This is a genomic window from Streptomyces sp. NPDC091371, from assembly GCF_040684275.1.
In the GTDB taxonomy this organism is placed as follows: Bacteria; Actinomycetota; Actinomycetes; order Streptomycetales; family Streptomycetaceae; genus Streptomyces.
The window spans coordinates 238958-263218 of sequence record NZ_JBFBFP010000002.1 but is presented as its reverse complement, the minus strand read 5'-3'; the positions used below and the strand labels follow the sequence as shown (position 1 = coordinate 263218).

The following is a 24261-nucleotide window of genomic DNA, read 5'->3' as shown; positions in this document are numbered from 1 at the left end:
CCCGCTCCCCCGCCCCTCCCCGACCCTTCGTCCCGAGGAAGCCGGATGCCCCCCGCAGCTCCACGACGCCGCCTCCCGACCGTCCTCGGCCTCCTCCTGCTCCTCGCGGCCGCCCCGGCCTGCTCCGACGGGCCGTCGGCCGAGCCGGGCACCCCGGCCGCCACCGCCGGGGCCGCCGGAGCCGCCGAGAGCTCCGAATCCCCCTTCTGGGTCGACCCGCAGAGCGCGGCCGCCCGGCAGGTCGCCGCCTGGGAGGCGGCGGGCCGCCACAGCGACGCCCAGGTACTGCGCAGGATCGCGGACCGGCCGATGGCTCTGTGGGCGGCGGGTGACGACCCCGGCCCCGGGATCCGCCGGGCCGCGGCGGGGTCCAGGGCCGCCGGGCGGACGATGGTGCTGACCGCCCACAACATCCCGTACCGCGGCTGCGGCCGGGACTCGGCCGCAGGCGGGGCCAAGGACGCCCGCGCGTACCGCGGTTGGATCGGTGCCTTCGCCGACGGCATCGCCGGCCAGAAGGCCGTCGTCGTCCTGGAGCCGGGCGCCGTCGCGCACGTCGTCGACGGTTGCACGCGCGCGGAGCACCACGCCGAGCGCTACCGGCTGCTCTCCGAGGCCGTCGACCGGCTCAAGCGGAACCGGAACACCAAGGTCTATCTGGACGCGGGCGATCCGGCCTGGATCCGCGACCCGATGGACCTCGTGCAGCCCCTCTACAAGGCGGGCCTGGAGCGCGCCGACGGCTTCGCCCTCAACGTCTCCGGCTTCCAGCCCGAGGCGGCCGCCCGCGCCTACGGCGCCAAGATCTCCAAGGCCGCCGGGGGAAAGCACTTCGTCATCGACACCAGCCGCAACGGCGACGGCCCGCTGTCCGGCGACCGCGTGCAGGCCCGGTGCAATCCGCCGGGCCGCTCCCTCGGCCCGGCGCCGACCGACCGCACGGGCGACCCGCTCGTGGACGCGTACCTGTGGGTGAAGCGGCCGGGCGAGTCCGACGGGACCTGCCGCGGCGGCCCGGCGGCCGGCACCTGGTGGCCGGACTACGCCCTGGGGCTGGCCCGCCGCGCGAGGGAGTAACCCCTTCAGCCCCGCCGGCGTTTGAGGCGCGGGGCCCGGGGCGGAGCCCCAGGCAGCCCGGGCGCAGCCCGGGCCCCACTACGCGGCCCGCGCACGCGACACGGCAGGGCCTAGCCCTCGGCGAGGTGCCGTTCGACCGTCTCCACCTTCGACGTGATCCCGTCCGAGACCCCGGGGCGGATGTCGGCCTTCAGGATGAACGAGACCCGCGGTGCCCGCTCCTCCACGGCGGCCACCGCGCGCCGGACCACGTCCATGACCTCGTCCCACTCGCCCTCGACGGTGGTGAACATGGCGTCGGTGCGGTTCGGCAGGCCCGACTCGCGGACCACCCGCACCGCGTCGGCCACGTACTCGCCGACCTCTTCGCCGACCCCGAGCGGGGTCACGGAGAACGCGACGATCATGCGCCGGCCGCCTCACGCGCGCGGGCGGCCAGCACGCTGTCGGCCTCGTCCCGCTTGAGGAGCTTGTCGCCGTACAGGCCGCCGAAGGGCAGCAGCGCGAGCACGAAGAACAGGGCGACCTTCTTGACCGGCCACTTCGCCTTGTTCCAGACGTCCAGCAGGAAGACCGCGTAGATCACGAACAGGATCCCGTGGAGGACGCCGAGCGGCATCATCAGGTAGTCGATGTCCGAGATCCGGCTCAGCAGCGAGCCGAAGATCAGCAGGGCCGGGAACGACAGCGCCTCCGGGACGGAGATGAGGCGCAGCCGGTGCAGGGCGGAGGCGGTCTTGATGTCCACGGGGAACCTTCGGGGTGGAGGCCAGGGTCCGTCCCAGTGTCTCAGCCGCTTTGCGGGATCTTGACTCGGCCCCCGGCCCCAGGACGGCGCGAGCTCGCGCGCGGTTGCACCGCGCGGGTGTGGCGTATATCGGCCACCGGGCCCTGTTCGGCTCCGCCCCCTGCCGATAACGTCATCCCGTGGCTCAGTTCCGACTCCAAGGCAGCAAGGTGCTCGCCGTCGACCTGACCGGGGATGCCGTGAAAGCGAAGAACGGCTCCATGGTCGCGTACGACGGTCAGATGGCCTTCAAGAAGATGACCGGCGGCGGCGAAGGCCTGCGCGGCATGGTGACGCGCCGGCTGACCGGCGAACAGATGACCGTGATGGAGGTGCAGGGGCACGGCACCTGCTTCTTCGCGGACCGCGCGAGTGAGATCAATCTGGTCAATCTGCGCGGCGAGAAGCTCTACGTGGAGTCCAGCAACCTGCTGTGCACCGACGCCGGCCTGCGCACCGGCACGACCTTCACCGGCCTGCGCGGCGCGACGACGGGCAACGGCCTGTTCACCACGACCGTCGAGGGTTCGGGGCAGGCGGCGATCATGTCCGACGGCCCGGCGGTGGTGCTGCGCGTGAGCGCCCAGTACCCCCTCTCCGTGGACCCGGGGGCGTACATCGCGCACACCGGCAACCTCTCGCAGTCCTTCCAGTCGGGTGTGAACTTCCGCACGCTGATCGGCGAGGGCTCCGGCGAGTCGTTCCAGATCCGCTTCGAGGGCGAGGGCCTGGTGTACGTACAGCCCAGCGAGCGCAACACGATCGGCGGCGACATCTGATGCCGTTCCGCGAGATCAACTCGAAGATGGTCGAGGCCCAGGTGGTCCCGGGCCAGAAGATGTACAGCCAGCGCGGCGCGATGCTCGCGTACCGCGGCGACGTCTCCTTCACCCCGAGCATCACCGGCGGTCAGGGCGGCGTGATGGGCATGATCGGGCGCCGCGTGGCGAACGAGCAGACCCCGCTGATGTCGGTCGAGGGCAGCGGCACCGTGATGTTCGGCCACGGCGGCCACCACATCCAGGTGATCAACCTGACCGGCGAGACCCTCTACGTCGAGGCCGACCGGCTGCTCGCCTTCGACGGCACCCTCCAGCAGGGCACGATGTTCATGGGCTCGCAGGGCGGGGTCATGGGCATGGTCCGCGGCCAGGTCACCGGCCAGGGCCTGTTCACCACCACCCTCAAGGGCCACGGCTCGGTGGCCGTGATGGCCCACGGCGGGGTCATCGAACTGCCCATCCACCCGAACCGGCCGGTCCACGTGGACCCGCAGGCGTACGTGGCCCACCACGGGGACGTCCGCAACAAGCTCTCCACCGCGCTCGGCTGGCGGGACATGGTGGGGCGCGGTTCGGGAGAGGCGTTCCAGCTGGAGCTGTCCGGCCAGGGCGCGGTGTACGTACAGGCCTCGGAGGAAAAACTGTGAGCTACGGACCCGCATCCGGATACGGCCCGGCCCCGGTACCCGGCCAGGGCGGTTTCGGCCCCCCGCCGGGAGGCCCCGGCGGCCCGACGGTCTTCGACCCGTACACCCTGCCCTCCGACGACAACGTGAACCCGTACACCTTCTGCGTGGAGCTCAAGGGGAGCCAGTGGTTCCTGCAGAAGGGCAAGATGATCTCGTACTACGGGAGCATCGAGTTCAACGGCATCGGCAACGGCCGCTTCGACCGCCTGCTGCGCACCAGCTTCCACTCGCCGCTGCACGCCAGCGACTGGGTGGTGGCCGAGGGCCAGGGCAAGATGCTGCTGGCCGACCGGGCCTTCGACGTGAACTCGTACGACCTGGACAACGGGAACCTGACGATCCGGTCCGGCAACCTGCTGGCCTACCAGCCCTCCCTCGCCCTCAAGCAGTCGATCGTCCCGGGCTTCCTGACGCTGATCGGGACGGGCAAGTTCGTGGCCGCGTCCAACGGCCCGGTGGTGTTCATGGAGCCGCCGCTGCGCGTGGACCCGCAGGCACTGGTGGGCTGGGCGGACTGCCCGTCGCCGTGCCACCACTACGACCACGGCTACATGTCGGGGGTCATGGGCGGCCTGCGCTCCCTCACCGGCATCGGGGGCACCTCGGGCGAGGAGCACCAGTTCGAGTTCGTCGGGGCGGGCACCGTGCTCCTGCAGTCCTCGGAGATGCTGATGGCGGAGCAGGCGGTCGGCGCGGTCGGCGCCGGCGCGGCCGGGGGCCAGGCGCAGGGCGTTCCGGGGGCCGGCCAGGGTCCGCTGGGGCAGATCGGCGTGCCGCGGATGCCGGGGCAGCTGGGGGATCTGCAGCGCCGCTTCGGCCTGTGACCGCGGCGGGCATCCCATCCGATTTTTGTACGTAATTCAACTTCTTAGGTAGAGTTCACTCATGGAGACCATGGAGACCGAGACCGCCACACGCTGGCTGACGGACGCCGAGCAGTGCGCCTGGCGCACCCACCTGGACGTCAGCAGACTGCTGATGCACCAGCTGGAAAAGGACCTCCAGCCCTTCGGACTCACGAACAACGACTACGAGATCCTCGTGAACCTCTCGGAGTCGGACGACCACCGGATGCGGATGAGCGACCTCGCGACCGCCACCCTGCAGTCCAAGAGCCGTCTCTCCCACCAGATCACGCGCATGGAGGCGGCCGGCCTGGTCGTCCGCGTGAACTGCGAGTCCGACCGCCGCGGCCTGTACGCGGTGCTCACGGACGAGGGCCTGGAGACCATGCGCAAGGTCGCCCCGCACCACGTGGCATCGGTCCGCCGGCACTTCATCGACATGCTGGCCCCGGAGGACCTGGCAGCCCTGCGCGCCTCCCTCACCCCGGTGGCCGACCACCTCCGCGACACCCGCGGCAAGGCCTGACGCCTACGCCCCCGCGGGGCCACACCCAGCCCCGCGGGGGCACACCCAGCCCCGCCGGGCAAATCCAGCCTCGCCGGCGAGGCTGAGGGTGCCCCGCGCCTCAGCCCTCCGTCAGCGTCGCCAGCAAGGCGTCGGCGGCGGCGTACGGGTCCAGCTCGCCCGCGGCGACCCGCCCGGCCAGCGCGTCCAAGTGCGCGTCGCCGTGCAGATCGGCCATCCTCGCCCGCAGCGCCGTCACGGCGATCGTCTCCACCTCACGGGCGGCACGAGCAGCGCGCCGCTGCCCCAGCACCCCCCGCTCGTCCATCCACGCCCGGTGCTTCTCCAGCGCCTCGACGAGCTCGTCGACGCCCTCTCCCCGCGCGGCGACGGTCTTCACGATCGGCGGCCGCCAGTCCTCGCGGCCCCGCGCCTCCCCCAGCCCCAGCATGTGGTTCAGCTCCCGCGCCGTGGCGTCCGCCCCGTCCCGGTCGGCCTTGTTCACCACGTACACGTCGCCGATCTCCAGGATCCCCGCCTTCGCGGCCTGGATCCCGTCGCCCATCCCGGGGGCCAGCAGCACCACCGAGGTGTCGGCCTGCGAGGCGATCTCCACCTCCGACTGCCCGACCCCGACCGTCTCGACCAGGATCACCTCGCAGCCGGCCGCGTCCAGCACCCGGATCGCCTGCGGCGCGGCCCAGGCCAGGCCGCCCAGGTGCCCCCGGGTGGCCATGGACCTGATGTACACGCCCGGGTCCGAGGCGTGGTCCGACATCCGCACCCGGTCGCCGAGCAGCGCCCCGCCCGAGAAGGGCGAGGACGGGTCGACGGCGAGCACGCCGACCCGCTTCCCGGCCTTGCGGTACGCGGACACCAGCGCCGAGGTCGACGTCGACTTGCCGACGCCCGGCGACCCCGTCAGCCCCACCACGTACGCCCCGCCCGTCAGCGGGGCCAGGGCGGCCATCACCTCCCGCAGCTGCGGGGACGCCCCCTCGACCAGCGAGATCAGCCGGGCCACCGCTCTCGGCCTGCCCTCACGGGCCTGGGCCACGAGCTGGGGGACGTCCACCGCCGTCATACGTGCTGCGCTCCTCGGGGTTCTGGTAGGGCTACGGGTACGGGCCTGGTACCGGCCGTCAGGCCTGCGGCACGCGCACGATCAGCGCGTCGCCCTGACCGCCGCCACCGCACAGCGCGGCCGCGCCGACCCCGCCGCCGCGGCGCCCCAGCTCCAGCGCGAGGTGCAGCACCACGCGGGCGCCGGACATGCCGATCGGGTGACCCAGCGCGATGGCGCCGCCGTTGACGTTCACCATTTCCGGGTCGACGCCGAGGTCCTTCATTGACTGCACGGCGACGGCCGCGAAGGCCTCGTTGATCTCGATGAGGTCCAGGTCGCCGACCTCCAGGCCCTCCTTCTTCAGGGCGTGCAGGATCGCGTTGGACGGCTGCGACTGCAGGGAGTTGTCGGGACCGGCCACGTTGCCGTGGGCGCCGATCTCGGCGAGCCACTCCAGGCCCAGCTCCTCGGCCTTGGCCTTGCTCATCACGACGACGGCGGCCGCGCCGTCGCTGATCTGCGAGGAGGTGCCGGCGGTGATGGTGCCGTCCTTCGCGAAGGCCGGGCGCAGCTTGCCGAGGGACTCGACGGTGGTCTCGGGGCGGATGCCCTCGTCGTGCGAGAAGACGACCGGGTCGCCCTTGCGCTGCGGGATCTGGACCGGGGTGATCTCGGCATCGAAGACGCCGTTCTTCTGCGCGGCGGCGGCCCGCTGGTGGGAGGCCACGGCGAACTCGTCCTGCGGGGCGCGCTCGATGCCCAGGCGGGTGTTGTGCTTCTCGGTGGACTCGCCCATCGCGATGTTCTCGAAGGCGTCGGTGAGGCCGTCGTAGGCCATCGCGTCGAGCATCTCGATGGCGCCGTACTTGAAGCCCTCGCGCGACTTGGGCAGCAGGTGCGGGGCGTTCGTCATGGACTCCTGGCCGCCGGCGACCACGATGTCGAACTCGCCCGCGCGGATCAGCTGGTCGGCGAGCGCGATCGCGTCGAGGCCCGACAGACACACCTTGTTGATGGTGAGCGCCGGGACGTTCATCGGGATGCCGGCCTTGACCGCGGCCTGGCGGGCGGGGATCTGGCCGGCGCCGGCCTGGAGCACCTGGCCCATGATCACGTACTGGACCTGGTCGCCGGAGATCCCGGCCCGCTCCAGCGCGGACTTGATGGCGAAGCCGCCGAGGTCGGCACCCGAGAAGGACTTCAGCGAGCCGAGCAGCCGCCCCATGGGCGTGCGGGCCCCGGCGACGATCACTGACGTGGTGTTGTTCGTTCCGGACATGAGGCACAGCCCCTTGAAGATGAGGAGTGAACGAGGGTTTACCCGAATGTACTGAGCGGTACCCGCGCCGTCACCGGGCATTCGGTGTGATCGCTGGCACGTTGCGTCACCACCCTCCTCGGCGGTGCACTGGTCCCATGCTGACAAGAATCGACCACATCGGGATCGCCTGCTTCGACCTGGACAAGACCGTCGAGTTCTACCGTGCCACGTACGGCTTCGAGGTGTTCCACTCCGAGGTCAACGAGGAGCAGGGTGTCCGCGAGGCCATGCTGAAGATCAACGAGACCTCCGACGGCGGCGCCTCCTACCTCCAGCTCCTGGAGCCCACCCGCGAGGACTCCGCGGTGGGCAAGTGGCTGGCCAAGAACGGCGAGGGCGTCCACCACATCGCCTTCGGCACCGAGGACGTCCAGGGCGACTCGGAGGCCATCCGCGGCAAGGGCGTCCGCGTCCTCTACGACCAGCCCCGCACCGGCTCCATGGGCTCCTCGATCACCTTCCTGCACCCCAAGGACTGCCACGGCGTCCTGACCGAGCTCGTCACCTCCAACCCCGACCAGTCAACCGCCCATCAGTAATGGGCTTGCGTTACGGCAACCGGGCCTGGGAGGCCCGGTTCGCCTTTTCGATGTGGCCGCATTCGGCGCAGGTGCGGGAGGTGTACGCCGGGTCGACGTACACGACGGGCACCCCCGCCCGGCGGGCCTTGTAGGCGATGAACTCTCCAAGCTGAGCGAAAGCCCAGCTGTGCAACGCGGCCCGTTGGGGCTTCCTGAGCCGTACCCGTTCACGGATGCCGGTCAGGTTCTCCAGACCGATCCCGCGCCCGGTGCGTGCAGCCTCGGCCGCGATGCGTTTGGCGATCTTGTGGTTGACGTCCCGGGTACGCCGGGCCTCCTTACGGCGTCTGCGCTGGGCGCGACGCTTGGCGGACTTGGTTCCTTCATCCGTCCGCGGGTGGTCCAGATCGAGATCGTCTGTGCATCCACCTGCCAAGACAGCATTCTGTCGTCATACGGCTGAGCCGCCGCCCCCCGGAACGCGATCGGCTTCTCCGAGGCCTGGCGGTAGCGCTTCGACCCGGGCGGGCCGAGATGACCGGCCCGTAGATTCGCCCTCAGCGTCGCATAGGCGCCGCAGGTCTTCTTGATCACATGCTGGGCGGCCTGCGCCCCCAGTCCCCACCGGGTCTTGATCTCGACGTAGGCGTGCTTGCGCAGGTCGAAATTCCGGTACGCGGCCCGCTCGACGGCCACCTCGCTCACCCACGGGGCCGCTTCGTTGCAGGCGCGCAAGGTCGCTGCGAGCGCCGGCTCCTGCGCCGCCGTCGGCAACAGCCTGACCTGTACCACGAGCTTCACGTCGGCGACGGGACGCTGCGATCCCGACACATGTATTCGAACACCGCAAATCGTCGCGCCGTGGACCCGAAGAGGGAATTGCCACGAGGTCAGCTTCGGGGATCCCCGCGAGAGCGCACTGATGCCGCCATTCCCCGGCCGGTAGAGTGGCCATGGCTCGGCCGGGGTTCGGTGCGGAGACGGGGTCGGGGCCTGTGAGCTCTGCCCCGGTATCTGACACCATTCCCCGGGGGCGTCGTTCAGCGGGCGAGCGATGCTCATTTGGGAGTGAGCTTGCGACCAGGGGACGGATGGGACCGCGCTGTGCGGGGCTACGAAAGCCAGGAGAGCCATCAGGCCGAGGCCGACCATCTCTCGCGCTTCGAGGCCGAGATGGAGCGGCTGAAGAAGGAGCGCGGGAAGGCCGTCCAGCACGCTGAGGACCTGGGTTACCAGGTCGAGGTGCTGCGCGCCAAGCTGCACGAGGTGCGGCGCGCGCTCGCGTCCCGGCCCGCCTACGACGGCGCGGACATGGGCTATCAGGCCGAGCAGCTGCTCCGCAACGCCCAGATCCAGGCCGACCAGATGCGCTCCGACGCCGAGCGCGAGCTGCGCGACGCCCGGGCGCAGACCCAGCGCATCCTGCAGGAGCACGCCGAGCACCAGGCCCGGCTCCAGGCCGAGCTGCACGCCGAGGCCGTCAACCGCCGCCAGCGCCTGGACCAGGAGCTCAACGAGCGCCGCCAGACCGTCGAGGCGCACGTCAACGAGAACGTGGCCTGGGCCGAGCAGCTCCGGGCCCGTACGGAGTCCCAGGCGCGCCGGCTCATGGAGGAGTCCCGCGCCGAGGCCGAGCAGTCCCTGAACGCGGCCCGCGCCGAGGCCGCCCGCGTCGCCGAGGAGACCCGGCGCCGGATGGCCGCCGACTCGGAAGCCGCGCGCGCCGAGACCGAGGCCACGCTGCTGCGTGCCCGCAAGGAGGCCGAGCGGCTGCTGACCGCCGCCTCCACGCAGGCCCAGGAGGCCACCGAGCACGCGGAGCGGCTGCGTTCCACCACCTCCGCCGAGGCCGAGCAGACCCGGCAGCAGACCCTGGACCTCGGCCGGGCGGCCGAGACCCGGGCGCAGGAGGCCGAGGCGGCGCTGCGCGAGGCCCGTGCCGAGGCCGAGAAGCTGCTCGCCGAGGCCAAGGAGAGCGCGGCCCGCCAGCTCTCGTCGGCGGAGTCCGTCAACGAGCAGCGCACCCGTACCGCCAAGGAGCAGGTCGCCCGGCTGGTCGGCGAGGCCACCAAGGAGGCCGAGACCCTCAAGGCGGAGGCCGAGCAGGCCCTGGCCGACGCCCGCGCCGAGGCCGAGCGGCTGCGCACCGAGGCCGGCGAGAAGGCCCGTACGGCCGCCGCCGAGGACATGGCGGCGCAGCTGGCGAAGGCGGCCCGCACGGCCGAGGACGTACTGAACAAGGCCTCGGAGGACGCCCGGGCCACCACCCGGGCCGCGTCCGAGGAGGCCGAGCGGATCCGCCGCGAGGCCGAGGCGGAGGCCGACCGGCTGCGCCTGCAGGCGGCGACGACGGCCGATGAGCTCAAGGGCGCCGCGAAGGACGACACCGAGGAGTACCGGGCCCGCACGGTCGAGCTCCAGGAAGAGGCCCGCCGGCTGCGCGGCGAGGCCGAGCAGCTGCGCGCGGAGGCCGTCGCCGAGGGCGAGCGGATCCGCGGCGAGGCCCGCCGCGAGGCGGTCCAGCAGATCGAGGAGGCGGCCCGGACCGCCGAGGAACTGCTGGGCAAGGCCAAGGCGGACGCGGACGAGCTGCGCGGCGGGGCGACCGCCGAGAGCGAGCGGGTGCGCGCCGAGGCCGTCGAGCGGGCCGGGACCCTGCGCAAGCAGGCCGAGGAGACCCTGGAGCGGACCCGCGCCGAGGCGGAGCGGCTGCGCGCCGAGGCCGAGGAGCAGGCCGAGGCCGTACGCGCCGAGGCGGAAGCGGCGGCCCTCGCACGGCGCGAGGAGACCGAGCAGGCACTTGCCGCGAAGCGGGCGGAGGCCGACGAGGAGCTCGTACGGCTGCACACGGACGCCGAGGCCCGGCTGACCACGGCCGAGCAGACGCTGCGCGACGCCCGCGCGGCGGCGGAGAACATCCGCCGGGAGACCACCGAGGAGAACGACCGGCTGCGCGCCGAGTCGGCGGAGCGGATCCGCGCCCTCCAGACGCAGTCCGAGGCCGAGGCCGACCAGCTGCGCACCGACGCCGCGGACGACGCCGGCCGGGTGCGCGCCGAGGCCGAGCAGGTGGCCGTACGGCTGCGCGGCGAGGCCGAGGCCGAGGCCGAGCGGGTGCGCACCGAGGCGCAGGAGACCGCGGACCGGCTGCGCGCCGAGGCGAAGGCGGCGGCCGAGCGGGTCGCCGAGGAGGCCGCGGAGGCCCTGGCCGCCGCGGCTGAGGAGGCCGCCCGGCGCCGCCGGGAGTCCGAGGAGACCCTGGCGTCGGCGCGGACCGACGCGGACAGCGAGCGGGCCCAGGCCCGCGAGCAGAGCGAGGAACTGCTGGCGCAGGCCCGCAAGCGCTCCGAGGAGGCGCAGGCCGAGGCGGTCTGGCTGACCGAGGAGGCCGAGCGGCGCGCGTCGGAGGTCGTGTCGGCCGCCGAGGCCACCGCCCAGCAGGTGCGGGACTCCGTCGCCGGTCTGCACGAGCAGGCCGAGGAGGAGGTCGCCGGGCTGCGCAGCGCCGCCGAGCACGCGGCGGAGCGTACGAAGACGGAGGCCGGGGAAGAGGCCGCCCGGGTCCGCGCGGACGCCTACGAGGAGCGGGAGCGGGCCACCGAGGACGCCAACCGGATCCGCAGCGAGGCCCGTACGGAGACGGACGCGGCGAAGGCGCTGGCCGAGCGCACGGTCGGCGACGCGATCGCCGAGGCCGAGCAGCTGCGCAGCGACACCGCCGAGTACGCGCAGCGGGTGCGTACCGAGGCCACGGACGCGCTGGCCGCGTCCGAGCGGGACGCGGCCCGTACCCGGGCGGACGCCCGCGACGACGCGAACCGGATCCGCGGCGAGGCGGCCGAGTCCCTGGAGGCCTCGCGCGCCGAGGGCGCCCGGATCACGGCCGAGGCGACGGCGGAGGCGGAGCGCATCACCGGGGAGGCGGCGCAGGCGGCGGAAGCCACCCGCGCCGAGGCGGCCGGCACCCTGGACGAGGCCCGCGCCGAGGGCAACCGGCTGCGCACGGAGGCCGCCGAGCAGGCGGACCGGCTCATCACCGAAGCCGCCGCGGAAGCCGAGCGGCTCACCGAGGAGACCACGGCCGCGAACGCCGCCACCGTCGGCGAGGCCGAGGCGGCCGCGGAGGCGCTGCGCACGAAGGCGGAGCAGCTGCGGGCCCAGGCGGCCGAGACGCTGGTCGCGGCCGAGCGGGACGCGGCCCGCGTCCTGGTCGACGCCCGCACCGAGGGCGACCGGCTGGTCGACGAGACCCGCAAGGCCAACGAGGCCACGGTCGGCGAGGCCGCGAAGGTCCTGGAGGACGCGCGGGCGGAGGGCGGCCGGATCATCGGCGAGGCCACCGCGGAGGCGGAGCGCGTCACGGTCGCCGCGAACGAGACCCTGGCGAGCGCCGAGCAGGAGTCCGCGAGGACCCTCGACGAGGCCCGCGCCGAGGGCAACCGGCTGCGCAGCGAGGCCGCCGAGCAGGCGGACCGGCTCATCACCGAGGCCGCGGCGGAGGCCGACAAGCTCACCGCCGAGACCGCCGCGGAAGCGGACCGGCTCACCGCGGAGACCCGCAAGGCGAACGAGCGGACGGTCGGCGAGGCTTCGAACGAGGCCGAGCGGCTGCGCGCCGAGGCGTCGGAGGCGCTGTCCTCGGCCCAGGAGCACGCCACCCGCACCCGGTCGGAGGCCGAGCGGGTCAAGGCGGAGGCGGCGACCGAGGCGGAGCGCATCCGCGGCGAGGCCCGTACGGAGTCCGAGCGGCTGCTGGACGAGGCGCGCGAGGCGGCCAACAAGCGCCGCAGCGAGGCCGCGGAGCAGGTCGACCGGCTCATCACGGAGGCCGCGGCGGAGGCCGACAAGCTCACCGCCGAGGCGGGCAAGCAGGCCCTGGCCGCCACCACGGGGGCCGAGGAGCAGGCCGACGCGATGGTCGACGCGGCCCGCAAGGAGGCCGCGCGGATCACTTCGGAGGCGACCGTCGAGGGCAACTCCATGGTGGAGAAGGCCCGTACGGACGCGGACGAGCTGCTGGTCGGCGCGCGCAGCGACGCCGCCGCCATAAGGGAGCGGGCGGAGGAGCTGCGGGGCCGCGTCGAGGCGGAGGTCGAGGAGCTGCACGAGCGGGCCCGCCGGGAGTCGGCCGAGCAGATGAAGTCGGCCGGCGAGCGCGTGGACAAGCTGGTGCGCGCGGCGACCGAGCAGAGCGTCGAGGCCGAGGCGAAGGCCAAGGCGCTGGTGTCGGACGCGAGCAGCGAGGCGAGCAAGGTGCGCATCGCAGCGGTGCGCAAGGCCGAGGCGCTGCTCAAGGAGGCCGAGCAGAAGAAGGCGGAGCTGGCCCGGGAGGCGGAGAACGCCCTCGCGGAGGCCAAGGCGGAGGCCGAGCGGCTCGTCGAGGAGGGCCGTCGTGAGCTGGAGGTCCTGGTGCGCAGGCGCGAGGACATTCAGGCGGAGATCTCCCGTGTCCAGGACGTTCTTGAGGCGTTGGAATCATTCGAGGCGCCCTCGGGCGGCGCGAAGCCCGCGGTCGGCGGCCAGGGCGCGGGGGGCGTGAAGGCGGGCGCGACGGCAGGTTCCACTCGTTCGGGTGGGAAGACGTCGGAGGGCTAGTCGGCGCACGAGGATGTGTGCTCCTGATGGAGGTTCAGGCGAACGAGTGACAAGCATTCTGTCGCCTTGCCACTCAAAAGGGGTGTCATTGTCCAGATCAATCGCGGATTGACTCGAAGACACGCCGCCCGGGCGCCTAGGATTCCCCTAACACCTCACGTAGCACCTCATCGGTCTCATTCGACAGGAACCCCATGAGCGACCCTTCCTCCCCCTTCGGCTTCGAGCTCGTGCGGCGCGGTTACGACCGCGGTCAGGTGGACGACCGCATTACCAAGCTGGTCTCCGACCGCGACAGCGCCCTTGGACGTATCAACTCTCTGGAAAAGCGGATCGAGGAGCTGCACCTCGAAACGCAGAACGCCCAGGCCCAGGTGAACGACGCCGAGCCGTCGTACGCGGGTCTCGGCGCCCGGGTCGAGAAGATCCTGCGCCTGGCCGAGGAGGAGGCGAAGGACCTGCGCGAGGAGGCCCGTCGCGCGGCCGAGCAGCACCGCGAGCTCGCCGAGTCTGCGGCCCAGCAGGTGCGCAACGACGCCGAGTCGTTCGCCGCCGACCGCAAGTCGAAGGCGGAGGACGAGGGCGTCCGCATCGTCGAGAAGGCCAAGGGTGACGCCTCCACCCTGCGCGCCGAGGCCCAGAAGGACGCGGCCTCCAAGCGCGAGGAAGCCGACGCCCTGTTCGAGGAGACCCGCGCCAAGGCCGCCCAGGCCGCCGCGGACTTCGAGACCAACCTGGCGAAGCGCCGCGAGCAGTCCGAGCGCGACCTGGCTTCGCGTCAGGCGAAGGCGGAGAAGCGTCTCGCCGAGATCGAGCACCGGGCCGAGCAGCTGCGCCTGGAGGCGGAGAAGCTGCGTACGGACGCGGAGCGCCGGGCCCGCCAGACGGTGGAGACCGCGCAGCGCCAGGCCGAGGACATCGTGGCCGACGCCAACGCCAAGGCGGACCGTATCCGCAGCGAGTCCGAGCGCGAGCTGGCGGCGCTCACCAACCGCCGCGACTCCATCAACGCCCAGCTGACCAACGTCCGCGAGATGCTGGCGACGCTGACCGGCGCGGCCGTCGCGGCGGCCAACCCGATCGTGGACGACGAGCCGGTCACCCGCGGCGTCCCGGCGCAGCAGAGCCGCTGACCTCAGGGTTTCGGTTACCGGGCGGTACTGTTCGCCCGTTTCGCGACCAAAGCAGGGCCGTACGTCACCTTTCGTAGGTGGCGTACGGCCCTTCTGCGTTCTAGCGTTGGCCCATGATCGAGCTTGAGGGCCTCACCAAACGATTCGGCGCCAAGACCGCCGTGGACAACCTCAGCTTCCAGGTCAGACCGGGGGTGGTGACCGGCTTCCTCGGCCCCAACGGGGCGGGGAAGTCCACGACCATGCGCATGATGCTCGACCTCGACAACCCGACCAGCGGTACGGTCCGGATCGACGGGAAGCACTACCGGGACCTGCCGGAGCCGCTGAAGTACATCGGGGCGCTGCTGGACGCGAAAGCCATGAACGGCGGTCGCAGCGCCTACAACAACCTTCTCTGCCTGGCCCAGTCGAACCGGATCCCGAAGAGCCGGGTCTCCGAGGTGCTGGACCTGGTCGGCCTGACCGCCGTGGCGAAGAAGAAGTCCAAAGGATTTTCGCTGGGCATGGGCCAGCGCCTGGGTATCGCCTCCGCTCTGCTGGGCGACCCGGAAATCCTGATGTTCGACGAACCCGTCAATGGTCTGGACCCGGAGGGAATTCTCTGGATCCGCAATCTGATGAAGGGGCTGGCGGCGGAGGGGCGGACGATCTTCGTCTCCTCCCACCTGATGAGCGAAATGGCCCTGACCGCTGACCATTTGGTCGTCATCGGGCAGGGAAAACTGCTGGCAGACCTGTCGATGGCCGATTTCATCCAGCAGAACTCGCGCAGTTACGTGCGACTGCGCTCGCCCCAGCAGGAGCGGTTGAAGGACGTCCTGCACGAGGCCGGGATCGACGCGATCAGCGTCCCGGCCACCGGCGCGCTGGAGATCGACGGCGTGGAATCGGAGCGGCTCGGCGAGCTGGCCGCCCAGCACCAGATCGTGCTGCACGAACTCAGCCCGCAACGGGCTTCACTGGAGGAAGCGTTCATGCGCATGACGGCGGATTCCGTCGAGTACCACGCCCACGCGCCGGGCGCTCCCGTACCCGCGGGGATCGGCAACCCGGCCCGGCCGGCCGACGTCCCCGCGTGGGGCGCGGGCTTCGAGGCGACGCGCAAGGGCGGCGAGTGACCGTGTCCTCCTTCTCCGCCGTTCTGCAGTCCGAGTGGACCAAGATCCGCACGGTCGCCTCCACCAGCTGGTCCCTGATCTCCGCCATGGTGGTCACCGTCGGGATCAGCGCCGCGCTGTGCGCGGTGATCAGCAATTCCTTCGAGGGCATGAGGCCGGAGGAGCAGGCCACCTTCGACCCGACCCTGGCCAGCTTCGCCGGGATGACCCTCGGCCAGCTCGCCATGATCGTCTTCGGCGTCCTGGTCGTCGGCACCGAGTACAGCTCGGGCATGATCCGCACCTCGCTGGCCGCCGTGCCGCGGCGCGCGGAGTTCCTCGTCGGCAAGCTCGTCGTGGCCACCGGGCTCGCGCTCGTGGTGGGCCTGGTCACCAGCTTCCTGTCGTTCTTCCTCGGGCAGGCGATCCTGGGCGACCGCAGCATCGGCATCGACGAGCCGAACGTCCTGCGCGCGGTGATCGGCGCCGGCCTCTACATGGCGATGATCGCCCTGTTCTCCATGGGCGTGGCCACGATCCTGCGCAGCTCGATCCTGTCGCTCGGCATCCTGATGCCGTTCTTCTTCCTCGTCTCGAACATCCTCGGGGCGGTCGAGGCCACCCGGAAGGTCGCGCAGTACTTCCCGGACCAGGCCGGCGGCAAGATCATGCAGGTCGTCCCGGGTGCGATGGGCAGCACCGAGGCCCCCTACAGCGCCTGGGGCGGTTTCGGGATCATGGCCCTGTGGACGCTGGCCGCCGTACTCGGGGGCTACCTCGTCCTCAAGAAGAGGGACGCGTGAGCGCCGCCTCCGTCTGAAGGACTACGGGTCATCCCCGGGTCGGCCTCAGGGTCGGGCTCGGGGATCGGCCCGGGACGGAACCACAGGAAGCTCGATATCCTCTTAAGCCTTACGCGGGCGAGAGTCGTCCCGGCCTGGTAAGGGGCAGTAAAAATGATCGAGGCAGTCGGCCTGACCAAGCGCTTCGGCGCGAAGACCGCCGTCGACCAGCTGTCCTTCCAGGTCAAGCCGGGTCACGTCACCGGCTTCCTGGGGCCCAACGGCTCCGGGAAGTCCACCACCATGCGCATGATCCTCGGCCTGGACCGGCCCACGTCCGGCCGGGTCACGATCAACGGCCACCCCTTCCGGGAGCTGCCGAACGCCCAGCGGCACGTCGGGGCCCTGCTCGACGCCAAGGCCGTGCACGGCGGCCGCCGGGCCCGCAGGCACCTGCTCTCCATCGCGCAGCTCTCCGGGATCCCCGAGAAGCGGGTGGACGAGGTACTGGCGGTGGTCGGCCTGCAGGACGTCTCCCACGTGCGTACGAAGGGCTTCTCGCTCGGCATGGGCCAGCGGCTCGGCATCGCCACCGCCCTGCTCGGCGACCCCCGGGTGCTGCTGTTCGACGAGCCGGTCAACGGCCTCGACCCCGAGGGCATCCTGTGGGTGCGCAACCTCATGAAGCGGCTCGCCTCCGAGGGCCGTACCGTCTTCGTCTCCTCGCACCTGATGAGCGAGATGGCGCTGACCGCCGACCACCTGATCGTGATCGGCCGGGGCCGGCTGCTGGCCGACATGGGCACCCAGGAATTCATCACGCACAACTCGGCCGGATTCGCTCGGGTCCGCGCGGCCGACACCCGTCCCGATGGCCGGGACGCACTGGGTGCGGCCCTGCGCGGGGCGGGCGGCCGGGTCCTCCAGGAGCCCGACGGGGCCCTGCGCGTGACCGGGCTGGAGCTCCCGCGGATCTCCGACCTCGCGCACGAGGCCGGCGTCCGGCTGTGGGAGCTGTCACCGCACCGGGCCTCGCTGGAGGAGGCGTACATGCGGATGACCCAGTCCTCCGTCGAGTACACCTCCACCGAAGACCCCCGCGAGGAGCTGTGGGAGCCGGAGCCGCTCACCGTCCCCGCCTGGGAGGAGGAGACGGCCGCCCCCGAGGTCCCGCGGGCCGGGTTCTTCGCGCCGCCCCCGCCCGGAGCGGGCGGGCAGCCCTTCCTGATGCCGAGCGACCCCGGCGAGCTCGCCGGCGCCGCCAAGAACGACCCCGAGGACGCACGATGACCGCGCCGGCCACCTACAGCTCGCCGCTGCCGACACCGCGGCCGCACCTGGGGCACGCCCTGGCCTCGGAGTGGACCAAGATGGTCTCGGTGCGCTCCACGCTGTTCACGCTCGGGGCGCTCGTGCTGACCGTCGTCGGCGTCGGAATGCTCTTCGTCGCGCAGACCGTGGACCAGGACTACCTGAACATCTCCTTCACCACGCCGGCCCTCTTCGGCCTGCTGGTCGGGCAGCTCGCGGTGATGGTCCTCGGCGTGCTGACGATCACCTCGGAGCACGCCACCGGCCTCGCCCGGACCACCTTCACCGCCGCCCCCGACCGGCACCGGGTGCTCACCGCGAAGTACCTCGTCTTCGCCGTCACGGCCCTCGTCACGACCGTCTGCTCCGTCTTCGTGGTCGGCATCGCCGCGGCGCTCCTCCACAGCGGCTCCGCCGCCGGACCGCACGCGGGCGTCGAGTGGCTCGGCGCGCTGGCGGGCTGCTTCTACGTGACCCTGCTGGGCGTGCTGGCACTGGCCGTCGGCGCGCTGCTGCGGCATTCGGCCGGGGCGATCGCCGTGATGCTGGGCGTGGTCACGCTGCCGCCGGTGATCGGCGGCATGCTCAGCATGTGGGAAGCGCTCCAGCCGCTCGGGGAAACGATCCTCCGGCACAACGCGCCGGTGGCGCTGATGCAGCTGTTCGGCATGCCGGCCGGCGCCGACATGGGCGCTCTGCCCACCGCCTTCTCCCAGCTGGCGCTCATCCTGCTGATCACGGGCGGGTCGGTGGCCGCCTCCTACGTGGCGGTCGGCCGCCGGGACGTCTAGTTCCGGGCCTAGTACCGGGGCGCGTTGCGGGACCGCTGCACCTTCGAGGTGCGGCGGTCCTTCGCGTTCCAGCAGGCCTTGTGCCAGTGGCGCCGGTCGTCCACGCCGCCGTACTCCGGCCAGGCCACCAGGTGCGGGGTGCCGGAGGGGATCTCCTGGTCGCAGCCGGGGCAGCGGTAGCGCTTGCCCGCCGCGCTCGCGCCCGCGACGTGCCGCACCTTCCACTCCTCGCCCTGGTACTCCTCGGTGCGCTCCAGCCCGTAGCGGTCGAGGCCGGTGGACGGGCGTTCGTCCGGAGTCTCGCCGCCTCGGGGGCGGTTGTGGCGCGGTGACACGTATACCTCACGGATGGGCGGACGGCAGTGACTTTCTCCCAGACTACGCGCAGCGAGCCCCGCTACCCGCAGGGTGGTCGTGGAGGGGACGGCTCCGCCCGGGGAATGGCCCGACAATCCCAATAACTTTCCTGTCAGCCCGTGCCTTTGGCACGTGTCAGACGTTGTTGCCATAGGAAGAACCGGTCCGCCTGGGGGAGGCCGCGTCAGCCGCGAGGAGGCTAAAGGCGATGCGCGTAGGAGCGTTTGTACTGGCTGCCCAGTTCCCGGGCCAGGGACAGGGCGAGGCACTGCACCGGGCGGTGCGGACCGCCGAGGTGGCCGAGGAGGCCGGGCTCGACGCCGTCTGGCTCGCCGAGCACCACTTCGTCCCGTACGGGGTCTGCCCCTCGGCGGTGACCCTGGCGGCGCTGCTGCTGGGCCGGACCCGGCGGCTGCGGGTGGGCACGGCGGTGACCGTGCTGCCGAACGCGCACCCGGTGGCCCTCGGCGAGCAGGCGGCCCTGCTGCACCTGACCTCCGGCGGCCGGTTCACCCTCGGCGTCGGCCGCGGCGGGCCGTGGGTGGACCTGGAGGTCTTCGGGGGCGGCCTGGACGCGTACGAGAGCGGCTTCCCGGAAGCCCTGGACCTGCTGCGGCGCTGGCTGACCGAGCCCCGCGTGGCGGCTGCGGGCGAGCGGCACCGGTTCCGCGAGGTGGCCGTCGTACCGCGCCCCTCGGAAGCCCTGGACGGGGACGGGACGGGCCCGGAGGTCATCGTGGCCTGCACCTCCCCGTCGTCGGTCCGGCTCGCCGCGCAGCGGGGACTGCCGATGCTCCTCGGCATGCACTGCGGGGACGAGGACAAGGCGGAGATGGTCGCCCTGTGGCGCCGCACGGCGCTGGCGGCGGGCCACTCGCGGTCCTTCGTGGCCGGCGCGGGCCATGTGTCCGCCGGGGTGTGCCAGCTGGCGGACAGCACGGCCGACGCCTGCGAGACGCTGCTGAAGGCGATGCCGGGCTGGCTGAAACAGGGCCTGGACGCGCACGTGACGGTGGACGGCCGGATCCGCTCGATGCGGGATCCCGTCGCGTACACGGAGCTCCTCTGCAACTTGCACCCGGTGGGGACCCCGGACCTGGCGGCGGACCGGCTGGCGGCCACGTCCGCCCGGACCGGCATCACGCGCTTCGCCCTCCTGACGGAGGGCTCCGGGGATCTCGCCGCGACGGAGGAGAACGTACGACGCCTCGGCGCCGAGGTCCTGCCCCGTCTCGGCTGAGATCCGCCGGAGGTACTGCTGGTGCGGGTGGTGCTGGTGGTGCTCGTCGTGCTGGCAGTACTGGCAGTACTGGCAGTACTGGCGGTACGAGTTAGCAGTCGCGCAGTTCCGGCGACTGGTTGAGCAGCTGACCGCGGATCGAAGTGAACTTGGCCAGCCGGTCGTCCACCGAGGAATCAAGCGGGAACACCGCTACCCGGTGGCAGTTCTGGAATGCCAGGCGCACTCCGAAGTGCCGCTGCAGCGCACCTCGTATCGCGTCACTCGCGAGGGCGCGCAGCAGCTGCCCACGCGCCTGCTCGTCCGGCGGCGGCGTCTGGTTGTCGGCGAACTCTCCGCCGTCCACTTTCAGCTGGGCCACCAACGAGCTGATCATCTCCCATGCGTAGGGCAGGGAGGTCCGGACGCAGTCGACGAAAGCGGCTTCGTCGACCTCGCCTCGCTCGGCCTGTTCGAGTAGGGCCGGTGAGACGTCGAGCGACATGGGTTCTCCTCTCGCGACCCCGGCGATTGGGTTGCCGAGGTCTTACGGGCAGGGAAGGAGGCCGCAACGCAGCGTGCACGCTTCGCAACCTCCCGCTCACCACGGTAGGCGCCCCATGGGTGGCGCACCAGGAGAATGCGCATACAACGCGCCATCGGCGAAGGGGGCTTTCAGGGGCGAATCGCGTGGAGCCCCGTCGGTCGAGTAGCGTTGCGGACCATGCGTCTCGTCATTGCCCGCTGCTCCGTCGACTACGCGGGCCGGCTCACCGCCCATCTGCCCTCGGCACCCCGTCTGATCCTCGTGAAGGCTGACGGCAGTGTCTCGATCCACGCGGACGACCGGGCGTACAAACCGCTCAACTGGATGTCGCCGCCGTGCACCCTCAAGGAAGGGAGCGGGGACGAGGCCGGTGTCTGGACCGTCGTCAACAAGGCGGGCGAGAAGCTCATCATCACCATGGAGGAAGTCCTCCACGACTCCTCCCACGAGCTCGGCATCGACCCCGGCCTCATCAAGGACGGCGTGGAGGCCCACCTCCAGGAGCTCCTCGCGGACCGCATCGAAACGCTGGGCGAGGGCTACACCCTGATCCGGCGCGAGTACATGACGGCGATCGGCCCGGTGGACATCCTGTGCCGGGACGCCTCCGGCGCGACCGTGGCCGTGGAGATCAAGCGGCGCGGCGAGATCGACGGCGTCGAGCAGCTGACCCGCTACCTGGAGCTGCTGAACCGCGACCCGCACCTTGCCCCGGTGCGGGGTGTCTTCGCGGCACAGGAGATCAAGCCGCAGGCGAAGGTCCTGGCGACGGACCGCGGCATGGACTGCGTGGTCCTGGACTACGACGCCCTGCGCGGCATCGAGGACGACAAGCTCCGCCTGTTCTAAGACTTGTTCCGCAATTCACCAGAGGGTGAGCTGCGGGTCGCGGCCGGGGCGGCGTCCGGGCTTTCCGGCGTGGTCACGCACACGGCGTGGCTCATCCGGGGTCGATCGCGGGCCGCCAGGCGTGCGCGATGGCGGCGGTGCTCGGCAGCACTGGCGGCTGCTTCGGCTTACGGGGTGACGGGCGGCGCGACCGTGTCCGACGCCGAGGGCGAGGGAGTGGGAGGCTGGGTCGGGGACTCGCTCGGCTGCGTCGTCGAAGGGTCCGGGGACGTCGGCGGCCGCGTGGACGAGGACGGCGGCGGGGACTTCGGCGGGGTCGCCGACGGCTTGCGCGACGCGGTCTTGCCCGGGGTCTGGGGGGTCGTGCCCCCCGGGGCCGGTGACTCCGACGTCGGGGGCGCCACGGGCGGCTCCACGGCGGGGCCGGTCGTGCCCGGCGCCGACGACGGGGCCGTGCGCGGCGGGGTCGTGGACACCGCGGGGCCCTTGGCCGGCGGCGTGCTCTCCTCGGACGTCATGCCCAGGCTCACCACGGTGCCCAGCGCCACCACCGTGAGGGCACCGGCCGCGGCCAGCAGCACCGTACGGCGCCGGCCGCGCTCCGCGGCAGGCGGCGCGGCGGGATCCGGTTCGGGGTCGGCGGTCTTCGGCGTCATCGGGAACGCGTCCTCGAACACCGCCGACAGGGTCGTGGGGGTCTCCGCGCGCCGGGTCACCGGCACCACGGGGGTCACCCGGGTCACTGCCTCGGGCGAAACCGGCACCGGCAGGGGCGACGTCACCTCTCCCGCGCCGCCGGGGCCGCCGGGCGCCTTCGCGTCCGCCGCACCGGCGGGGCCGGCCGCACTGGATCCGCGCAGCGCGACCGCGCCGCCCGCGCCCGCCGCGCCACCGGAGCCGGCCGCACCGGCCGCAGGGGCGACACCGGGGCCGCCCACACCGGGCCCGCGCAGGGCGACCCCGTCGCCGGATCCGGCCCTGCCGGCGGGACCGGCCGCACCGGCTCCACCGGCCGCACCCGGCCCGCGCAGGGCGACCGCGGCTCCGGAGCCACCCGCGCCGCCGGGCGCCAGGGCTGCCGGACCGCCCGGGCCGGCCGGGCCCGCAGGGCCCGCAGGGGCAGCCTTACCCGCCAAGCCCGCCGAGCCCGCCGGCAGGGCAGCGGCGGCCGGCGGCTCCAGGCGCAGCGGCGGCGAGGACGTCGCGCCCGCCGCCTCGCGGTCGACGACCAGCGCCAGCGCCCGCCGCCCCGCGACGGTGCCCCGCTTGTCCGCCAGCGCGCCCCGCAGGCCGATCGAGGTCTCCAGCTCGGCCCGGGCGCGGTCGAGGCGCCCCTCGCACAGTGCGAGCACGCCGAGTTCGTGGTGGAAGTACGCCTGCTCGGCGACCTCCCCCGCCTTGCGCGCGGCCTCCGCGCCCGCGCGCAGCACCCGCTCCCAGGCCTCCCAGTGCAGCGAGGCCGCGAACGCCGGGGCCGCCGTGCGCGCGAGCAGCACCGCCGCCACCACGTCCGCGCCGGCCAGCGCGGCGAGCACCGCCTCCGCCTCCGCCGCGACCCGCTCCGGGGTCACCGAGGCGTGCCCGGTCCACCAGGCGTAGTGCCGGGCGGCCGTCCGGGCCTCCTCGGCGGCGGTGTCGCCGTAGCCGGCCTCCTCCAGCTGGCGTGCGACGCCCGCGGCGAGCCGGTAGCGGACGCCGACGGGGGTCAGCAGCCCGCAGGCGAGCAGTTCCGCCACCGCCGAGTCCGCGTGGGTGTCCCCCACCAGCGCCGGCAGGTGCGTGTGGTGCGGCATCTCCCCGCCGAGCGCGCACGCGATCCGCAGGGCCGCGCGCGCCGACTCGCTGACCCGGGAGGCCAGCAGCTCGGCCGGGGCCGCGCCCTCGGCGAGGGTCGGCAGGGGTACCTGCGCGGCGTCACGCGGGCGTTCCTCGAAGACGCCGGGCTCTTCCCCGTCGTCGTCCTCGTCGGTGTGGTTGAGCTCGTCGCGCTGCCTCAGCAGCGCGGTGGCCTGGACGAAGCGCAGCGGCAGCCCCTCGGAGGCGAACCGCAGGTCGGCCGCCCAGGCGGTCTCCTGGTCGGTCAGGGGCCGTCCGACGCCCGCCTCCAGGAGGGCCAGGCAGTCGGCCTTGCCGAGGCCGCCGAGGAAGACCTCTTCGAGGTGCGAGTCTTCGGAAGGGGCCCGGGTGTCGGGGGTCGCGGCCAGCAGGTAGGCGCACTCGGGGGTGGCGCGCAGCAGCTCGTCGAGGGCGCTCCCGCCCATCTCCAGGTCGTCGAGGAGGACGATGGCGCCGATGTCCCGGACGCGGGCGAGGAGCGTGATCCGGTCGGGCCGCTCGCGCGGGGCCTCGTACACGGCCGCGTACAGCGCCTGGAGCAGTTCGCCGGGCTGCTGGTGCCCGTGGCCGGAGAGCCGTACGACGCCGTCGGGCGCGAGGTTCGCGCAGCGGGCGGCGACCTCGTCGAGCAGGGCGGTGCGGCCGGAGCCGGCGGGCCCGGTCAGCCGTACGGAGCGGCCGCGGCCGAGCAGCCGGACGAGCCGCTCCCGCTCCTCCTCGCGCTCGAAGAGGGGCCGCGCGGATATGGGCGGTCCTGGCAGTACGGGCGGCCGCGCGGCGGCGTCCCGGGCGGCGCGGGCGGCCGCGTCGCGCTTGGCGGGGCGGGTCGTCTCGGTGCCGGGGCGGGGCGGTTCGATCTCGCTGCCGTCGACCGGGTTGACGGCGAGGGTGTACTCGCCGGCGGTCAGGGTGACCAGCCGCCCGGCGGGCGCGGACGCCGACGTCCGTGCGGACGCCCCGGACTTCCCGGGGCGCTCCTCCGGATCGGCCTGCCCCTGCGTAAGGTCCATGACCAAGTCCCCCGATCGCGCTGCGCGCCGTCGCCGTCTTACCGCCCGGCCTTCGCACACGCCGCTCTCGCTACTGGTCCGGTTTCCGCCCGAACCCTAGACGGTGGCCGGTCGTGCGGGGAACCGCAGGGTGGCCTT

The 24261-nt window shown here is 72.7% G+C and carries 21 protein-coding genes and 1 pseudogene; 14 read left to right on the top strand and 8 right to left on the bottom strand.

Annotated elements, in window-relative coordinates; all coding sequences use genetic code 11:
• Positions 1–45 precede the first annotated feature (45 nt).
• Positions 46–1077: a glycoside hydrolase family 6 protein gene (locus tag AB0O21_RS04080; protein WP_365165905.1), complete on the top strand. Its 1032-nt coding sequence runs from the start codon at positions 46–48 to the stop codon at positions 1075–1077.
• 110 nt (positions 1078–1187) lie between these two features.
• On the opposite strand, the gene AB0O21_RS04075 is transcribed toward AB0O21_RS04080, so the two are convergent.
• Both AB0O21_RS04075 and AB0O21_RS04070 read right to left on the bottom strand, forming a co-directional pair.
• Positions 1188–1484, bottom strand: a complete 297-nt coding sequence (locus AB0O21_RS04075) for an MTH1187 family thiamine-binding protein (RefSeq protein ID WP_365165902.1) — start codon at positions 1482–1484, stop codon at positions 1188–1190.
• Positions 1481–1825, bottom strand: a complete 345-nt coding sequence (locus AB0O21_RS04070; protein WP_365165899.1) for a DUF3817 domain-containing protein — start codon at positions 1823–1825, stop codon at positions 1481–1483. Before AB0O21_RS04070 ends, AB0O21_RS04075 begins: the two co-directional genes overlap by 4 nt.
• A gap of 179 nt (positions 1826–2004) precedes the next feature.
• On the opposite strand from AB0O21_RS04070, the gene AB0O21_RS04065 reads away from it, so the two are divergent.
• The 4 genes from AB0O21_RS04065 to AB0O21_RS04050 all read left to right on the top strand — a co-directional run bounded on the left by AB0O21_RS04065 (position 2005) and on the right by AB0O21_RS04050 (position 4706).
• Positions 2005–2643: an AIM24 family protein gene (locus tag AB0O21_RS04065; protein WP_365165897.1), complete on the top strand. Its 639-nt coding sequence runs from the start codon at positions 2005–2007 to the stop codon at positions 2641–2643.
• Positions 2643–3293 (top strand): AIM24 family protein, encoded by a 651-nt coding sequence (locus AB0O21_RS04060; protein WP_365165895.1) that lies wholly within the window; start codon positions 2643–2645, stop codon positions 3291–3293. Before AB0O21_RS04065 ends, AB0O21_RS04060 begins: the two co-directional genes overlap by 1 nt.
• Positions 3294–3400: 107 nt before the next feature.
• On the top strand, positions 3401–4159 hold the full coding sequence (locus AB0O21_RS04055; protein ID WP_365166382.1) for an AIM24 family protein: 759 nt from the start codon (positions 3401–3403) through the stop codon (positions 4157–4159).
• Between the two features lie 70 nt (positions 4160–4229).
• Entirely contained in the window at positions 4230–4706 is a 477-nt protein-coding gene (locus AB0O21_RS04050) for a MarR family transcriptional regulator (protein ID WP_365166379.1), read from the top strand.
• A 100-nt stretch (positions 4707–4806) separates the two neighbouring features.
• On the opposite strand, the gene meaB is transcribed toward AB0O21_RS04050, so the two are convergent.
• Both meaB and AB0O21_RS04040 read right to left on the bottom strand, forming a co-directional pair.
• Positions 4807–5769: a methylmalonyl Co-A mutase-associated GTPase MeaB gene (gene meaB, locus AB0O21_RS04045; protein ID WP_365165893.1), complete on the bottom strand. Its 963-nt coding sequence runs from the start codon at positions 5767–5769 to the stop codon at positions 4807–4809.
• A 58-nt stretch (positions 5770–5827) separates the two neighbouring features.
• The gene (locus tag AB0O21_RS04040) at positions 5828–7030 is read right to left on the bottom strand and encodes an acetyl-CoA C-acetyltransferase (protein WP_365165891.1); all 1203 of its coding nucleotides are present in this window, start codon (positions 7028–7030) and stop codon (positions 5828–5830) included.
• A gap of 137 nt (positions 7031–7167) precedes the next feature.
• On the opposite strand from AB0O21_RS04040, the gene mce reads away from it, so the two are divergent.
• Positions 7168–7611, top strand: a complete 444-nt coding sequence (gene mce / locus AB0O21_RS04035) for a methylmalonyl-CoA epimerase (RefSeq protein ID WP_365165888.1) — start codon at positions 7168–7170, stop codon at positions 7609–7611.
• Positions 7612–7633: 22 nt separating this feature from the next.
• Here the strand turns inward: mce and AB0O21_RS04030 are convergent.
• Positions 7634–8394, bottom strand: a pseudogene (locus tag AB0O21_RS04030) (IS200/IS605 family accessory protein TnpB-related protein); the annotation flags it as partial.
• Positions 8395–8697: 303 nt separating this feature from the next.
• On the opposite strand from AB0O21_RS04030, the gene scy reads away from it, so the two are divergent.
• From scy to AB0O21_RS04000, 6 genes are all read left to right on the top strand, one after another.
• Complete coding sequence (gene scy, locus AB0O21_RS04025; protein ID WP_365165886.1) at positions 8698–13188, top strand: polarized growth protein Scy; 4491 nt, start codon at positions 8698–8700, stop codon at positions 13186–13188.
• Between the two features lie 194 nt (positions 13189–13382).
• On the top strand, positions 13383–14321 hold the full coding sequence (locus tag AB0O21_RS04020; RefSeq protein ID WP_360888535.1) for a cellulose-binding protein: 939 nt from the start codon (positions 13383–13385) through the stop codon (positions 14319–14321).
• A gap of 113 nt (positions 14322–14434) precedes the next feature.
• Positions 14435–15442, top strand: a complete 1008-nt coding sequence (locus tag AB0O21_RS04015) for an ABC transporter ATP-binding protein (protein WP_365165884.1) — start codon at positions 14435–14437, stop codon at positions 15440–15442.
• 2 nt (positions 15443–15444) lie between these two features.
• The gene (locus AB0O21_RS04010) at positions 15445–16224 is read left to right on the top strand and encodes an ABC transporter permease subunit (protein ID WP_365166377.1); all 780 of its coding nucleotides are present in this window, start codon (positions 15445–15447) and stop codon (positions 16222–16224) included.
• 153 nt (positions 16225–16377) lie between these two features.
• Positions 16378–17493 carry an ABC transporter ATP-binding protein gene (locus AB0O21_RS04005; RefSeq protein WP_365165882.1) on the top strand — a complete coding sequence of 372 codons (1116 nt, stop codon included), beginning with the start codon at positions 16378–16380 and terminating at the stop codon, positions 17491–17493.
• A complete protein-coding gene (locus tag AB0O21_RS04000; protein ID WP_365165880.1) occupies positions 17490–18305 on the top strand; it encodes an ABC transporter permease in 816 nt (271 codons plus the stop codon). Before AB0O21_RS04005 ends, AB0O21_RS04000 begins: the two co-directional genes overlap by 4 nt.
• 8 nt (positions 18306–18313) lie before the next feature.
• Here AB0O21_RS04000 and AB0O21_RS03995 read toward each other — a convergent pair whose 3' ends face one another.
• Positions 18314–18640, bottom strand: coding sequence for an ATP/GTP-binding protein (locus AB0O21_RS03995; RefSeq protein ID WP_150517804.1), 327 nt, complete (start codon positions 18638–18640; stop codon positions 18314–18316).
• A gap of 230 nt (positions 18641–18870) precedes the next feature.
• Here AB0O21_RS03995 and AB0O21_RS03990 point away from each other — a divergent pair, with 230 nt between their 5' ends.
• A complete protein-coding gene (locus AB0O21_RS03990) occupies positions 18871–19902 on the top strand; it encodes an LLM class flavin-dependent oxidoreductase (RefSeq protein ID WP_365165877.1) in 1032 nt (343 codons plus the stop codon).
• A gap of 91 nt (positions 19903–19993) precedes the next feature.
• On the opposite strand, the gene AB0O21_RS03985 is transcribed toward AB0O21_RS03990, so the two are convergent.
• Positions 19994–20386 (bottom strand): SCO5389 family protein, encoded by a 393-nt coding sequence (locus AB0O21_RS03985; protein WP_365165872.1) that lies wholly within the window; start codon positions 20384–20386, stop codon positions 19994–19996.
• 219 nt (positions 20387–20605) lie between these two features.
• Between AB0O21_RS03985 and nucS the strand changes: the two genes are divergently transcribed.
• Positions 20606–21277 (top strand): endonuclease NucS, encoded by a 672-nt coding sequence (gene nucS, locus AB0O21_RS03980; RefSeq protein ID WP_365165869.1) that lies wholly within the window; start codon positions 20606–20608, stop codon positions 21275–21277.
• 167 nt (positions 21278–21444) lie between these two features.
• Here nucS and AB0O21_RS03975 read toward each other — a convergent pair whose 3' ends face one another.
• On the bottom strand, positions 21445–24123 hold the full coding sequence (locus AB0O21_RS03975) for an ATP-binding protein (protein ID WP_365165867.1): 2679 nt from the start codon (positions 24121–24123) through the stop codon (positions 21445–21447).
• Positions 24124–24261: the final 138 nt, after the last annotated feature.